The following is a 14,858-nucleotide window of genomic DNA, read 5'->3' as shown; positions in this document are numbered from 1 at the left end:
CATATAAATTAGCTTTTATTACAACAATTTGTATGTCCGCGATTTTTGTTGCCGGGTGCCAAGCACCAGCAACAATCGGGAAAAAAGATCCTGAGAAGGCAGTGAAAGTTCGCACTCAATTGGCGGCAGAATATATTAAGTCTGGTGATCTGGATTCAGCAAAACGTACTCTGGATCAGGCACTGGAAGTAGATTCACGTGATTCAACAGCAAATATGATGATGGGGGTTTTACTGCAACAAGAGGGCAGTAAAATCAGCATGGACAAAGCAGAGAGCTATTTTAAGCGCGCAATTTCTGCTGATCCGAAAAATGCACAAGCGCGTAACAACTACGGTACTTATTTGTATCAAATTGAGCGTTATAATGACGCGCTTGAACAACTCAATGTGGCCGGAACTACGTTGGGCTATGAACAACGCTACAGAGCATTGGAAAATGCGGGACGGATTTATTTAAAGCAAGGCGATATGGTGAATGCTGAAAAAACATTCAAACAGGCTCTGCAAGTAAATCGTGACTCTTATGTTTCAATGTTAGAGTTGTCAGAAATTTTTTATCTCAAACAGCAGACCGCCGCTGCAACACAATTGTATGAACAGTTTGTGCGCAGTGTTGGTCAAAAGAATCAAGGTGCGCGTGCGCTTTGGATTGGTATCCGAATTGCGCGGGCAAATAGCGACCCAATGGGAACGCAGGTGCTTGTCAATCAGTTGCGCGCGCTTTTTCCCGAGAGTCCGGAATACCAACGTTATCTGCAATTACAGTACAGTACTGAGGCCGTATGGAAGTAAATCCTAATTCACCGCAATCGAATGGTTCAAGCGTAGTACCCACTGCGTTAGGAAATGTTCAGCGTCCAGGCGAGTACTTACGTCAAGTTCGAATTGCACAAAAGCGTGAATTAAGTGAAGTGGTCAAAGATTTAAATATCCCTATAAAGACTTTGACTGCTTTAGAACAAGATGATTATAAGTCTTTGCCGGAAGCTACCTTTATTAAGGGTTATTATCGTACCTATGCGAAGTACCTGAAGGTGGATGCAAGTTCTATCATTCAACGTTTTGATGAAATTTATCAAAATGATACAGGATTGTTGCCCAATCATGCCTTAAACAATTCACCAATTAAAATCATGGGTAAGCTACCGGGTTCTAATCGTGATCGTAACAAGAAATGGTTAAAACGTATTCTGCTTGCTTTGGTGGCACTGATTGTCATCGCTGCTGTTGTGATGGGGATACAAAACTGGTCATCCAGCAAAGATGCCCAGAGCCCTGAAGCAGCACCTGCCGAATCCGATGTGCAGGTGCTGAATCTGGATAACTCGACTGTAGTTTCGGGCGACCAGCTTGAGTTAGAGTTTAGCCAGCCAACTTCTGTGCATATTGTAGATTCAACGGGTAAAGTGTTGGCAACAGGCCGTCAGGCATCTACCTTGAAGCTGAATGGTGAAACCCCTTTCCAGATTCGTCTGGATGATGCAGCATCGGTAACGTTGAAGTTAAACAATGAAAATATTGCATTGTCACCTTATACCGTCAACGGAAAAGCAGATTTCCGTTTGTCACGTTAATGAGTCAAGAATAGAGCGATAGCAATGATTGAAAATCCGATTAAGCGCCGTCCCACTCGTAAAATTCGTGTCGGTTCTGTGTATGTAGGTGGTGATGCCCCGATCAGCATCCAGAGTATGACCAATACCGAAACCTGTGATGTTGCTGCAACTGTTGCACAAATTCAGCGTTGTGTAGATGCCGGTGCCGATATCATGCGTGTTTCCGTACCCAGTATGGAAGCAGCGGCCGCATTCGGTGAAATTCGCAAGCAGGTGAATGTTCCGCTGGTGGCTGACATTCACTTCGACTATAAAATTGCTTTAGCGGTGGCGGATGCGGGTGCAGACTGTTTACGGATTAATCCGGGCAATATTGGCTCGGAAGCAAAAATTCGTGAAGTGGTGGCTGCGGCGAAACATCATGACATTTCTATGCGGATCGGGGTGAATGCCGGTTCACTGGAAAAAGATATCCAGAAAAAATATGGCGAACCAACTGGTCAGGCATTGCTTGAATCGGCCATGCGTCATATCGATATTTTAGACCGCTTAGACTTCCATGAGTTTAAAGTGTCGGTGAAAGCTTCGAACGTATTCCTGACTATGGATGCATATCGTCTTTTATCTCAACAAATTGATAATCCACTGCATTTAGGTGTGACCGAAGCCGGTATCTACCGTACCGGTTCAGTGAAGTCGGCGATCGCTTTAGGTGGTCTACTGATGGAAGGCATTGGCGATACCATGCGTATTTCACTGGCGGCCGAGCCTGAAGAAGAAATCAAGATCGGTTTTGATATTTTAAAATCACTGGGTCTTCGTTCCAACGGCATTAACTTCATTGCCTGCCCAAGCTGTTCACGCCAAGAATTTAACGTGATTAAAGTGATGCAGGCACTGGAAGAACGTCTGGAAGATATTCGTACTCCAATGGATGTATCCGTGATTGGCTGTAAAGTGAATGGTCCGGGTGAAGCCAAAGAAGCCGATATTGGCGTAGTAGGTGCAAGTCCGCGTTCACTGGTGTATCGTAATGGCGAGAAAAGCCATTTAATCGATACCAATCAATTGGTTGATGAAATCGAATCTATGGTTCGTCAACGTGTTTCCGAGCTTGAAGAAGCTAAATCTAAAGAGATTATTCGCACAGGTTTTTCTGAGTAGATCATGAGTTCAATTGTCGCAATCAAAGGTTTTAATGACATTCTTCCAACGCAAACCCCCGCGTGGAGATGTCTTGAACAACATTTAGCATCACTTATGGATGCTTATGGTTACCAGCAAATCCGTTTGCCGATGGTTGAGCAGACCAATCTGTTCAAGCGTTCAATTGGTGATGCAACCGATATCGTCGAAAAAGAAATGTACACTTTTCTGGACAAAGGTAATCCACCTGAGTCTTTGACGCTGCGTCCAGAAGGAACTGCAGGCTGTGTACGTGCCATGCTTGAGCATAACTTGCTTCGCGGTGCAACTCCGCGTGTGTGGTATATCGGGCCAATGTTCCGTTATGAAAAACCGCAAAAAGGCCGTTATCGCCAGTTCCACCAGTTTGGTGTGGAAACTTTTGGCGTGGCAACACCCGACCAAGATGCAGAACTGATTCTGATGACGGCACGTTTGTGGAAACGTATGGGTGTTGCGGACAAAGTTAAACTTGAACTCAACACCTTAGGTGAGTCGGATGAGCGTGCAGCATACCGTGCAGCACTGGTTGAATTCCTGGAATCGCATAAAGCCGATCTGGATGAAGATTCTCAGCGCCGTTTAACCACGAATCCGCTCCGTATTCTTGATTCTAAAGATGCGAAGACACAGTCGATTCTGGAAAATGCGCCTAAGCTGCATGATTTCATGGGTGAAGAAACCTTGGCGCATTTTGCTCAGCTTCAGCAATATTTGACTGATGCTGGCGTAAGCTTTGTTATTAACCAGAAGTTGGTACGTGGTCTGGACTACTACAACAAAACAGTCTTTGAATGGACCACCACGCATTTGGGTTCACAAGGTACCGTATGTGCCGGTGGTCGTTATGATGGTCTGGTTGGTCAGCTTAAAGGCAAGCCTGATCAGTCGGTGCCTGCGGTGGGCTTTGCCATGGGTATGGAGCGTTTGTTGCTGCTACTTGAACAGGTGGAAGACAATACGCCAGTCCGTGACTGTGAAATGTTCCTGGTTTCAGACCCTGCAACTCAAGGTCAAGCCTTGGTGCTTGCTGAACAGATCCGTGACCAGCTTGAAGCAGCCAATAGCCGTATCCGTTTAAAAACCGGTTCACAAGGTTCAATGAAGAGTCAGATGAAAAAAGCCGATCAGGCGGGTGCTGTTTATGCTTTAATCTTTGGTGGGCGTGAAGCTGAAGTGCAGCACATTCTGGTCAAAGAACTGGCAACAGCAGAACAGACTGAAATTGCAGTGACTGACTTTGTGCCATTTATCATTGAAAAATTTTCTTCAAAATAAGCCGAATAACATAAGGAAAAGGTAATCCCATGAACGCATTGAGTGATGCAGAACAACTTGATAGCTTAAAATCTTTCGCTAAAAAATATGGTTCTGCCATGATGAGCGGAATTTTAATTGCGTTGATTGCCTTTTTCGGCTGGGAATATTGGCAGAAGAAGAACCTGGCTGAATCACAAATGGAAACAGCCAAGGTTCAACAGTTGATGGACGATGCAAAAAGTGTCTCAGGCGATGCCAATGCATTTAATGCCTTATCTGCAACTGCGGACAAGATTGTTAAAGAAGCTCCGGATTCTGTACAGGCCATTCAAACTCAATTGTTAATGGCTAAACTGGCTTATGACAAAGCTGATTATGCACATGCAGAACGTGCCTTGAAAAAAGTTGAAAATTCCAAACTGGATGATGTCGGTCTGGTACAGGTGGTTAAGCTGCGTTTGGCTTATGCCCAGTTGGCACAAAAAAAATATGACGATGCCATTAAAACATTGGCTGCAGTGACCGATCCTGCCTTTAAGGCAACTGCTGATGAAGCACGCGGTGATGTCTATGTGGCTAAAAATGATATCGAAAATGCTAAAAAATCGTATATGAGCGCATGGGATGCGTTGCTTGAACGTAAGCAAGAACGTCAAATTTTACAAATTAAACTCGAAAGTGTTGGCGTTTTAGTTGATGATCCTGATGTTGAACGCCCAATTTTAGAAACACAAGTGGATGAGTCGTAATGGATAGAAAATACAAAATACCGTTTGCACTAACAATTTTAACATTTGCACTTGCTGGTTGTTCTACCAATAAAATCAAGGTAGAAGAGGTTAAACCGAATCCATTGCCTAAATTGGTGCAAGCAAAGACTCTTGTTCCTGTATTTTCTCAAAGTGTTTCTTCGACCAGTAAAGCAGACCCGTTACGTTTACGCTTGGATGCCGATAACGGCGTGATTTTTGCTGTCGATCCAAATGGTGAAGTGACTGCCTATCAGGGCAAACAACGCTTGTGGCAGAAAAAGGTGTCTAAGCTGGGCTTAAGCTCGGGTATAGAAGCAGCCGAAGGCCTGGTGGTGGTCGGTAATAAAAAAGGTCAACTGTTTGCTCTGGATCAGGCTACAGGTGAGCAAAAGTGGACAGCCCAGCTATCGGGTGCCATTTTATCTGCATCACTTATTCAGTCCGGTCGTGTCATTACGGTTAGCAATGATGACACGGTCTATGCGCATGATCTGGCTACTGGTCAGCAAGTCTGGACTTATAATCTGCCGAATGTACAGTTTAGCTTGCGTGGTGTTGCGACACCGGTTGCGCTTGATCCGCGTACTGTACTGATTGCTTCATCCAATGCCTATATTTATGCGCTGGATATTATTAGCGGTGTGCCGCGTATGCAGCGTCGTGTTGCTGTCAGTGATGGACGTTCGGATATTCAGCGTCTGAATGATCTGGATGGCGATCCTGTTGTGGCTGGACAATTCCTAGTAACAACCAGCTACCAGGGCCAGGTAACGGTGATGGATCTGGCGAGCCAACAAGTGGTGTGGAGCGAAGATGCCAGCAGTATCCAACGTCCGGAAGTCTTTAATAACACTGTTTATGTGGCTCAAGCCGATGGAAAAATTACCGCTTATTCACTGACCACCGGTGAACAATTATGGCAAAATGACAGTTTACTGAATCGCCAGCTCAGCAACCCGGTAATTCTAGGTCAGGATCTGGTGGTGGGTGATCTGGATGGCGTATTGCATCTCATTGATCCGGCTACAGGCCAGCTGATTGGTCGTTCAAAGACCAGTGGTGAAGTGCGTACCCTGCGTGTGATTGATAACCAACTTTATGTGGCGACCCGTAAGGGTGCTTTAAGCATCTGGCAGAACCGTTAATTTTTTTCAGCCTTATGTTAAACTAAGCTAACCGTATTTTTTTACACGGGGGATTGAGTATTCAATGCCCCGTGTTTTATTTATTTTTGGCTAATTATTTCTTCTATTGTTTCTGATTGTTCAGACCAGACCTACTGGCTGATCTTGAATAAAGGTTAATCTATGAAACCCGTAATTGCGCTCATTGGTCGTCCGAACGTCGGAAAATCAACGTTGTTTAACCAGATCACCAAGAGCCGTGATGCGCTTGTTGCTGACTTTGCCGGTCTGACCCGTGACCGCAAGTATGGCGATGCGACATATCAAAATAAATCATTCATCGTTGTCGATACTGGCGGTATTGGCGAAACTGAAGGTGGAATCGACTCCTACATGGCTGAACAGTCCAAAACAGCCATTCATGAAGCCGACATGATCATCTTTGTGGTAGACGCACGTGCCGGATTACTGGCATCTGATGAGCAGATTGCACGTGACCTGCGTACCCTCGGCAAAAAAGTATTCCTTGTTGCCAACAAAGTAGATGGCGTACATGCTGAAGCCGCACTAGTTGAATTCTACAAACTGGGGATGGGTGAACCATTACAAGTTGCTGCCAGCCATGGTCGTGGCGTACAGCAAATGCTTGAAGATGTGCTTGCTGATGTTCCTGAAGATGAAAACCCAGATCAGCACGATAAAGACACTGGTTTACGTTTAGCGATTATTGGTCGTCCCAATGTGGGTAAATCGACATTGGTCAATCGTCTGCTGGGTGAAGACCGTGTTGTAGCATTTGACCAACCAGGTACCACCCGCGATTCAGTATATATTCCATTTGAACGTGATGGCCGTAAATACACCTTGATTGACACTGCTGGTGTACGTCGTAAAGGTAAAGTGGATGAAATGATCGAGAAATTCTCAATCGTGAAAACTTTACAAGCGATGAAAGATGCTCATGTTGTGGTGATTGTGGTTGATGCACGTGACGGGATTGTTGAGCAAGACTTGCACTTGATTGGCTATGCACTTGAAGCGGGACGTGCCATGGTGATCGCGATCAACAAATGGGACAACATGTCTGAGTATGATCGTAAGCAATGCAAGCTGGATGTTGATCGTCGCTTTGACTTTATTCCTTGGGCGAAGATTCACTTAATCTCTGCACTACATGGTACAGGGGTAGGTGATCTCTATCCGTCAATTCACCGTGCCTATGATTCTTCACACTTGAAAGTATCTCCGGCAAAAATCACGCAAATTTTGAATGATGCAACCGATGCGCACCATCCACCGATGGTACAAGGTCGTCGTATTAAAATGCGTTATGCCCATATTGGTGGTCAAAATCCACCAACGATTGTCATTCATGGTAACAAGGTGGATAAAACCCCTGCAGACTACCGTCGTTATTTGGAAAACGTATTCCGTAAAGTGTATAAGCTTGAAGGCACGCCAGTAAAAATCGAATTTAGAACGTCTGAAAACCCGTTTGAAGGGCGTAAGTCACAAATTGATGAGCGCACGGCAGCACGTAAGCGTCGTTATGTTCAGAAGTTTAAGAAAGCCGAGAAGAAATTTAAACGTGGTTAAAGACCAGCTTTAAATAGTATTCAAAAAGCCCAAAGTGATCTTTGGGCTTTTTTCTTTTAAAATATACTTCTATTTTTGACAGGTGATCTTGGTGAGCAGACGGATAAGGGTAGAAGTAAATGCACTGGAGCAGATCGTTCATGTGGATCATGCACTTGATCGCAAGAGCAAAATCCAGTTGCAAAAACAGCAAATCCATCACTTTCGTAATCAATTACTTTCCGAGCAATTGCAGGTCACAATTCAACATGAGCAGTTGACGACTACTGAATATGGAAAACCATATTTGATTAATTTTCCTGAATTTTATTTTAATCATAGTCATAGCCAAAAAAATTATGCTTTAGCCACCAGTCATACTATGCCTGATATCGGGGTGGATATTGAAGATCTAGATCGCAAGGTTAGATTTGAAGCATTGGCGAATCATGCATTTCATCCTGATGAATTAAAATACTGGAACGAATTGCAACATGAGTCAGAATATTGGTTTAAAGTCTGGACCACCAAAGAAGCAGTATTGAAAGCTGCCGGACTGGGCGTGCGCTTAAATTTAAATGAGTTAAATACTTTTGTTCATCCAGTACATAATGGCGGATTGTGTAGTCATCCTTTAATTGGAACATTTGCTTATCAAAACTTTCATTTGGGGCATGTCATGCTTACGGTTGCCTGGCGTTCAGAAGCCTCCTGTAAGGGGTTTAGCTTTCCTGAAATAAAAATAATTTTGTCATCTTAAAATATGTGGTTCTTATTCATGCCCCTATAAGGTCATAACAGCTTTAAAGTCCAAGATTCATCTGGATAAACACAGATCAATAAAAATCGATAGGATAAAAAACAGTGACCTGTATCGCCTGTTTTAAAATCAAAACAGGCATTTTTATTTCAATGATCGATAGTGATGAATGTTTAGCGAGTGTGTGAAAAGATCCACGGATTATTGAAGGCCATCTTCGCTTTGGTCCACTTCGATTCGATATAATTTGGTTCCATTATTGGCGTAGATTAAGCGTCCAGCCTCTTTATAGTAGGTTTCAATCCGAAATTGATCCTTGGAAAAAGCACCTGCGACTGGAATCCAGGCTTTCGCTGTCTGATAGCTTCTTTGATCTGTTGAAGCACCAACTAAATCTTCTACCTGACCTTTAGACATACCAATTTTTAACTGGGAAAATTTAGAATTCTGGTAATCGCCAACAATTTCACCCGTATAGCTGCCATCAATCGAAACCTCTTTGGTGGCATTGCTATTCGGCTCCGAATTTAATGAGTTATTTTGAGTCTGTTTATTGGAAGGCATAGTCGAACAAGCCATTAAACTTAAGCTGCTGATTAAAATAAGAAGAGCATTTTTCATTTTCATTATTATCGCCTTATTCATGTTGAAGGATTCTAGGGATAATTTTAATCCCAGTTGCGATATTGCCAACAGCTATTTTTTAGCTAAAGTTTTACCAATTGTTAGGAAAGGAGTCTGTATTCTTTTGATCCAGCCCTTGCTGATGGAGGTGGTTTCTCAGGCGTATTCATGAGTATTTGCCCATTTTTTATGGGGGATGTCCTCCATTTATCCTGCTCAAGATGTTTCCTAAGTGACCCGTATGTTGTGATCAGACTAACGTGGATTTACTGTTCAGGCTATGTCTGTGCAGGGGATTGCAGTCCGTGATTTGGGGCTGTTGAGCTGCTGTACGAAATAATTTTAACAATGGTGTTTTAAATGCCTCTTTTTGTGTTTTAGATTGATTGAAATATGCTGAAATATTTATTCAAAATAAACCATCAAAATAGATTAATGAATTTGTGTCTAAAGGGATATTAATTTTACATATAAAATTATATTGTTGATTGAATGGTATAAAAATCAATAAAAAGTAAAATTTAGTGATGGAGTTAATCTTAATTTTTGTTATGATTTGTATGTTTTTTGTATTTTAAAAATCACGTTAAAAATATCTAAATTTCTTTATTAGTAAATCAGAAAAATTTAGTGAAAAAGGGTGTAAATCATGAAAAAGACCATATTGGCACTTTTGTGTCTGGGCGGTTTTCAGGCGGTTAATGCAGAAATTATTAAAGTGAATGGGGAAGGCACCGCGCCGATTATCAAAAAAGATCCGAATGCTACGCGTAACCAGGCTTTCCAGAATGCGAAAACTGATGCTGTCATTGCAATGATTAAAAAAATAAACGGTCCACAAGCAATGCAAGAGGCTCAGCAGTATCTGGATGAAATTGTGAAGCAAGTCGATTCCAGCTACCTCATTAACCGTGGCAGTTCAACTCAAGGCAATAATGAATTGCTGACCCAGGTCAGTCTTGAAATGGATGATCAAGAGTTCCGTTCTATTTTAAATGATCTGGGGCTAGCAAAAAAAAATAGCCGAACCAGCCCGATTATGATTGTCATGGATGAATACTTTGGTGTTCCCAAAGATAATTCCAAGCCGGTCAAAGAATTTACCTCTTATTTTTCCGATCGTAGTTACAGCTATGACGAAAATGCCAGCTACAAAGCCAGTGAAAGTGCTAAAGCCAGTGCTTCAGACTCTTATTTATCTAAAGGCCGTTCATCTGCTGCATCAGGCTATGCCTATGACAACTATTATGGTGCCGGTGTAGGTGTTTCGGCACGCTCGGCGAGCCACAATAATTCGGGTAAATCATCATCTTCAAGCAGTTACAATGCCAGTGAATCGGCAAAATATAGCCAGTCTGAACGGCAAAATGATATTCAAAGTTTCGTGAAATATGTGGAATATCAAACGCCAAGCACCAAGGCCGAACGCGATAACCAGACCTTGAATGCAATTGCTGAGTCAGCGGTTCGTTATGACCTGCGCTTACTCGATTCTGACCGTTTCAGAAGCCAGTATTTGAATGGCCGTAGTATGACGATTCAGCAGCTGACGAGTGATGCTGAACTGAATAAACTGGTGGCTGCTGCACGTAAGGAAAAAGCTGACTGGTTTATGGCTGGCAGTTCGTATATTTATGACCGTGGCCGTTCTCCTGTAACGGGCCAGTTTGTTTGTGACGGTGCGGTGAGCTTTAAAATTTATTCAGTGGATGACTCGACCCTAATGGGTGGCCAAACCCGTACTGAATCATCAACTGGTGCGACGACAGATGCCTGCCGAACCAATGTAGCAGCCAAACTCGGCGAGCTGGCGATTAGTCAAATCGGCCCGCAGATTTTGGGTTATGCAAAAAACCGTTCCATGTATGGTAAGGAAATCACCATTTTTGTGAAAAGCATTTCTGGCAATGTATCGAGCCGTTTAGGTGATGACTTGTATATTGCACTGGATGAAATGGACGGTGCGGAGAATATCGATATTCGTACGCAAGATGGAAAATTGGTTGAAATGACCATGACCTATAAAGGGGAAAAGCCGATGAGTGCAGAGTTGGCCAAAGCATTGCGCAAAGTCAATCCAACCCTGTCAAATGCTGAACGCTTACAGGCGGGCAATACCATCACACTGTGTATTGGCGGTACACAATGCAAGTAAAATTCAAAGCCCTGTGTCTGGCGATGCCAATGCTATTTTCGGCAGTGGCACATGCAGATATCCAGATTTATCCCTCAAAAGGGATTTTTGGCCTGGAGCAAGGGTGTCGTGCCGACCCGAATAAATATGAAGCCAATGGTGCATCCATAGTCTGTGACTTTAGCCAGGCCATTGATAATGATGTGATTCGTAAGCAAGCAGAGCAATTGTTTGTACAAGGTTTAAAGCAGAGCTTGGGCGAACAAATTGTCGACAGCATTTCACAAAAGACCAAGCACCGCACCTATGTCGCATCCTTGGACGTATTACGTGCCAGTGAATATATCGTTCAAAAAGAGTCAACGGCTGAAATTTTTCTGCCAGTGACCCTGAGTTTGAAGCTCACGAATGTCTTGTCGGGCGAAGTGATTTATAGCGACAGTGCGACCTTGTCTCAGCCAATCCAAGTGCTGAGCAGTGAGCTTGAGTCGGCAGCAACCAAAGCAGCGATTAAACAGAAATTTCAAAGTACCTTGTTGAGCTTGACACAGCAACTCACTCAAGACTTGAAAACCAAGTTCCAGGTGACTGAAATTGATACGCAGGTGATTGACCAGTGGAAATCCTATCTGGTGCTCGATAAAGGATTTAAGCAGGGAATTGCCATACAGGATGAACTCAGTTCTGCTGAAGGTGACCTGATTCGTGTGGTACATGCAGACAGCGATTATGCTGTTGCTGTACCGGTGCTGATGCAAGGCAATAGCAAGCACTTTAGCAAAGTATCGACCAATACACGTCAGGCCATGAATAAGCCTAAAGCCTTGGTGGTGGATGTATTGACCTATCAAGGTGAGTCTAAAGACCTGATTGAACAAATTTTTTCGGATGCGATCGGTGAGCAGGCATCTTTTACCCTGACACCAGTCAATCGCCGTTATAGTGCGATGGCACAAAGTATCAGTGAGCAGACGGCTTTGGCACAAAGTGCCGATATTAATCAGCGCGAGCTGCCAGAATTCTTTATTCGGGTTAATGTCATTCCTGTGATTGCCTATCAGCAGCGGATTGGCAAAATGACCCAACAGCAGATCTTTCATAGTGAAGTCTTTGCCGAAATGATTGATCGTTCCGGTCGGGTGATTTATTCAGCTCATGCAACAGATGAAATTAAGGACGTGATTTCTGAAGGAATGGGCTTTTCTTTGGAAGCTCGTAAAGAAGTGGTGCTGAAAAATGCGCTGTTGAAACTGGGTCAACAATTTCAGAAGGGTATTCAATTCACCCGCTCTGATTTAAAGGTTTCGGGTTCAAGCGGGCAAAGCATCACCATTGATGATGCCGGTGAGCGCTTAAGTCGAGGCATGAAAGTTCATGTCTATCACTCCGATCGGGCAGCAGGACGCAATATCCTGATTCCTACATGGGAAGCGACCATATTAGAACGTCAAGGCAAGAAAGTTACCGCGCAACTCGACTTCCCGGTTAGCAGCAATGAACGTTTGCCGGTGCGTTCTGGTGACAGTATTTTGCTGGACAGTTCTGCACCCATCGGTGATTCCAAGCAGGCACGGGTTTTATGTCTGGGCTTACATACCGAACAAGTGGGGGAAATTCCGTTTTACGGTTTTGGTCCATTGCTTTATAGCGCTTTTACCAGCCAGTCGAAGCGACCGTTTTATGCCACTGGTGCAGGTTTTAAAGGGCAAACCTTATTAAAAGACGCTGTTATTCGTATGACCGAAAATGCCGGTTTTAAAAAGAATATGGATGTGAATTTCTATCTTCCAAAAGATGAATGTTTGCAGCCTGTCTTTAAGATCGAGGTGAAAGAAAACTCGGTGAAATGTAATAGTGATCAATCCAGTTGTGATGCGACATTGGTCATGACGAGTGGTGCGCGCAGATTCAACCAGAACGCTGAAAAAATCGGTGCATATGGTTTCCAGCAGGAAATTCAACTCAAAGGCATTGTTCATCAGCATCGTCATGAAATGTATAACATTCAGATGTTTGATGCTTTGCCAAAAATTTTAAATCAAATCGTGCAAAAAGCCGATTCTTCACAATAAGGGTAATAGGGTATGAAAAAAATTTCGATTGTTTTAGCCATCAGTGCATCAATGGGAGCATCAAGTGTTTATGCTGGTTTTGGTTCACTTAGTAGCCTGGCTTCGACACTCACTGAATCGGCTACCGGGGTATCTTCGTCAAATATGGATCTGAATGGTTTCTTTACTCAAGCCAAAGCCGCGAATGCGATGTTTCTTCAGAGCCGTACTGCTTTAGCTTCATTGCTTGCAAGCAAAAAGGATTCGGATGAATTAAAAGCAAAACAGAAAAGCCTGAAAATAACTTCTGATCTGAAAGAAAAAGAAGCCATTCAAAAAGAAATTGTGGCGATGTCTAATGCTGTTTTAGAAGCTTCTCAAAAGGATGAGGCAGCAACAGTCGCAAAACTTGCATCATTGAATGCAGACCAAAAGAAACACTTGTTGGATTCTGCAACAAACTTTGTGATTGCAAGTTTAACCGCTCGTGAATTGGCGGTAGGGGCAAAACAGGTGAGTACCAGTTTGATCACAAATCCAGCCAGCTTGACCAATACTGGAATGTCATTGGTTGATGCTAAAAATGTAGTGGGTGATATTACCGGTATTGCAAAAAACTCAACCTTGGCTTTGGTAGAATATCCTAAGCTGTTTAAAAAAGCCGGTATTGAATTTAAGCTGCCAACCAGCTCTGCAGAAAAACCAAGAGTGCTTGATGATATTTAATATATTGATTGGGATGCAGATTTTAAATCGATTAAAATCGCTACCGTTCATTAAATATATTTAACACTAAAGAAGAGCCTGATCATCAGGCTCTTTTGCTGGTATTTTATTTATTCTCTCCCCATTTTTTTGCGCAGGCGATCGCTCATTAACAGCAAGTCGCGTAATTCCCCTGATCCTATCTAGTATTGTCTCACCCATACCGATCTAGTGCCCGTATGTGTTCTCTTTTCACTTTTATGATTGAGGTACTTTATTTTTGAGTGCAATGCGGTTCAATATCACTACAATGGAGCAGGAAAATGCTTGTATCTGAACATGTCGGGGAGTACTTAAAACATGGATAATTTATTGGCAGTGATGCGTGAGTTACGTGAGAAATGTCCATGGGATCAGCAGCAAACACCGCAAAGCCTCACCCGATATGCCATAGAAGAGGCCTATGAAGTCGAAGCGGCAGTCAGAGCAGGAAACGCAAATGATGTGCGCGATGAGCTGGGTGACTTGCTGTTACAGGTGGTGTTTCAGGCTCAAATGTACAGTGAGCAAGGTGCTTTTGATTTTAATGATGTGGTCAATGCCATTACCGAAAAACTGATTCGCCGTCATCCTCATGTCTTTCAGGCAGAACAATATTCCGAATTGAGTGCAGAATATGTATCCGTACTGTGGAAGCAAATTAAACAGCAGGAAAAGCAGGGCAAAGTACAATCACGCTTAGATGAGATCAAACATGGTCCTGCCATTCAGCAAGCACATGACATTCAAAAAAATGCGGCGAAAATTGGCTTTGACTTTCCAGATGTGGCAGGTGCTTATGGCAAACTGAATGAGGAATTAGGCGAATTACAACACGCCATGCAAAGGCAAAATTCCGACGAAATATTCGACGAATTTGGCGATTGTTTATTTTCACTGATCAATGTTGGACGTAAACTAGGACTTTCTAGTGAAATGGCACTGTTAAGTACCATTCATAAATTTAGAACACGTTTTGCTTTCATTGAAGATCAGGCTAAGCAACAAGATAAAAATATTGAAGCCCTATCATTAGAAGAAATGGATCAACTGTGGGAGCAAGCGAAACAACAATTAAAATAATAGGTTTC

At 43.1% G+C, this 14,858-nt stretch carries 13 protein-coding genes; 12 read left to right on the top strand and 1 reads right to left on the bottom strand.

The window, feature by feature from the left end; genetic code table 11:
- The first annotated feature begins 32 nt into the window (after positions 1-32).
- The 8 genes from pilW (at position 33) to FTT87_RS01795 (ending at position 8,214) form a co-directional block, all read left to right on the top strand.
- Positions 33-794, top strand: a complete 762-nt coding sequence (gene pilW, locus FTT87_RS01830; RefSeq protein ID WP_166169250.1) for a type IV pilus biogenesis/stability protein PilW — start codon at positions 33-35, stop codon at positions 792-794.
- Entirely contained in the window at positions 785-1,576 is a 792-nt protein-coding gene (locus FTT87_RS01825; protein ID WP_086195368.1) for a helix-turn-helix domain-containing protein, read from the top strand. The genes pilW and FTT87_RS01825 overlap by 10 nt, the downstream gene beginning before the upstream one ends.
- 24 nt (positions 1,577-1,600) lie before the next feature.
- Positions 1,601-2,722, top strand: coding sequence for a flavodoxin-dependent (E)-4-hydroxy-3-methylbut-2-enyl-diphosphate synthase (gene ispG, locus FTT87_RS01820; protein ID WP_086195369.1), 1,122 nt, complete (start codon positions 1,601-1,603; stop codon positions 2,720-2,722).
- A gap of 3 nt (positions 2,723-2,725) precedes the next feature.
- Positions 2,726-4,021, top strand: coding sequence for a histidine--tRNA ligase (gene hisS, locus FTT87_RS01815; protein WP_180081659.1), 1,296 nt, complete (start codon positions 2,726-2,728; stop codon positions 4,019-4,021).
- A gap of 29 nt (positions 4,022-4,050) precedes the next feature.
- Positions 4,051-4,752, top strand: a complete 702-nt coding sequence (locus FTT87_RS01810) for a tetratricopeptide repeat protein (RefSeq protein WP_166169254.1) — start codon at positions 4,051-4,053, stop codon at positions 4,750-4,752.
- Positions 4,752-5,900, top strand: coding sequence for an outer membrane protein assembly factor BamB (gene bamB, locus FTT87_RS01805; RefSeq protein ID WP_086195372.1), 1,149 nt, complete (start codon positions 4,752-4,754; stop codon positions 5,898-5,900). Before FTT87_RS01810 ends, bamB begins: the two co-directional genes overlap by 1 nt.
- Before the next feature lie 162 nt (positions 5,901-6,062).
- Positions 6,063-7,475 carry a ribosome biogenesis GTPase Der gene (der, locus tag FTT87_RS01800; RefSeq protein WP_086195373.1) on the top strand — a complete coding sequence of 471 codons (1,413 nt, stop codon included), beginning with the start codon at positions 6,063-6,065 and terminating at the stop codon, positions 7,473-7,475.
- Positions 7,476-7,566: 91 nt separating this feature from the next.
- Positions 7,567-8,214, top strand: a complete 648-nt coding sequence (locus FTT87_RS01795; protein WP_171263150.1) for a 4'-phosphopantetheinyl transferase superfamily protein — start codon at positions 7,567-7,569, stop codon at positions 8,212-8,214.
- Between the two features lie 201 nt (positions 8,215-8,415).
- Here the strand turns inward: FTT87_RS01795 and FTT87_RS01790 are convergent, their stop codons facing one another.
- Positions 8,416-8,841, bottom strand: coding sequence for a hypothetical protein (locus FTT87_RS01790; RefSeq protein ID WP_180174240.1), 426 nt, complete (start codon positions 8,839-8,841; stop codon positions 8,416-8,418).
- A 646-nt stretch (positions 8,842-9,487) separates the two neighbouring features.
- Between FTT87_RS01790 and FTT87_RS01785 the strand changes: the two genes are divergently transcribed.
- The 4 genes from FTT87_RS01785 (at position 9,488) to mazG (ending at position 14,850) form a co-directional block, all read left to right on the top strand.
- Positions 9,488-10,993: a hypothetical protein gene (locus FTT87_RS01785; protein ID WP_180174239.1), complete on the top strand. Its 1,506-nt coding sequence runs from the start codon at positions 9,488-9,490 to the stop codon at positions 10,991-10,993.
- Complete coding sequence (locus FTT87_RS01780; RefSeq protein ID WP_257224439.1) at positions 10,984-13,044, top strand: hypothetical protein; 2,061 nt, start codon at positions 10,984-10,986, stop codon at positions 13,042-13,044. The genes FTT87_RS01785 and FTT87_RS01780 overlap by 10 nt, the downstream gene beginning before the upstream one ends.
- Before the next feature lie 12 nt (positions 13,045-13,056).
- Positions 13,057-13,749 (top strand): hypothetical protein, encoded by a 693-nt coding sequence (locus FTT87_RS01775; protein ID WP_180043669.1) that lies wholly within the window; start codon positions 13,057-13,059, stop codon positions 13,747-13,749.
- A gap of 339 nt (positions 13,750-14,088) precedes the next feature.
- Entirely contained in the window at positions 14,089-14,850 is a 762-nt protein-coding gene (mazG, locus tag FTT87_RS01770; protein ID WP_180174238.1) for a nucleoside triphosphate pyrophosphohydrolase, read from the top strand.
- Positions 14,851-14,858 lie beyond the last annotated feature (8 nt).

The organism is Acinetobacter sp. YH01022, assembly GCF_013420235.1.
Taxonomy (GTDB): Bacteria; Pseudomonadota; Gammaproteobacteria; order Pseudomonadales; family Moraxellaceae; genus Acinetobacter.
Note: the sequence above shows the minus strand (reverse complement) of the source record. Positions and strands in the feature narration are given on the sequence as shown.

Excerpts from the sequence above, each read along its gene's own strand:
- pilW (WP_166169250.1), top strand. The coding sequence starts at position 33 with ATGTCCGCGATTTTTGTTGCCGGGTGCCAAGCACCAGCAACAATCGGG.
- FTT87_RS01825 (WP_086195368.1), top strand. The coding sequence starts at position 785 with ATGGAAGTAAATCCTAATTCACCGCAATCGAATGGTTCAAGCGTAGTA.
- ispG (WP_086195369.1), top strand. The coding sequence starts at position 1,601 with ATGATTGAAAATCCGATTAAGCGCCGTCCCACTCGTAAAATTCGTGTC.
- hisS (WP_180081659.1), top strand. The coding sequence starts at position 2,726 with ATGAGTTCAATTGTCGCAATCAAAGGTTTTAATGACATTCTTCCAACG.
- FTT87_RS01810 (WP_166169254.1), top strand. The coding sequence starts at position 4,051 with ATGAACGCATTGAGTGATGCAGAACAACTTGATAGCTTAAAATCTTTC.
- bamB (WP_086195372.1), top strand. The coding sequence starts at position 4,752 with ATGGATAGAAAATACAAAATACCGTTTGCACTAACAATTTTAACATTT.
- der (WP_086195373.1), top strand. The coding sequence starts at position 6,063 with ATGAAACCCGTAATTGCGCTCATTGGTCGTCCGAACGTCGGAAAATCA.
- FTT87_RS01790 (WP_180174240.1), bottom strand. The coding sequence starts at position 8,841 with ATGAAAATGAAAAATGCTCTTCTTATTTTAATCAGCAGCTTAAGTTTA.
- FTT87_RS01785 (WP_180174239.1), top strand. The coding sequence starts at position 9,488 with ATGAAAAAGACCATATTGGCACTTTTGTGTCTGGGCGGTTTTCAGGCG.
- FTT87_RS01780 (WP_257224439.1), top strand. The coding sequence starts at position 10,984 with ATGCAAGTAAAATTCAAAGCCCTGTGTCTGGCGATGCCAATGCTATTT.
- FTT87_RS01775 (WP_180043669.1), top strand. The coding sequence starts at position 13,057 with ATGAAAAAAATTTCGATTGTTTTAGCCATCAGTGCATCAATGGGAGCA.
- mazG (WP_180174238.1), top strand. The coding sequence starts at position 14,089 with ATGGATAATTTATTGGCAGTGATGCGTGAGTTACGTGAGAAATGTCCA.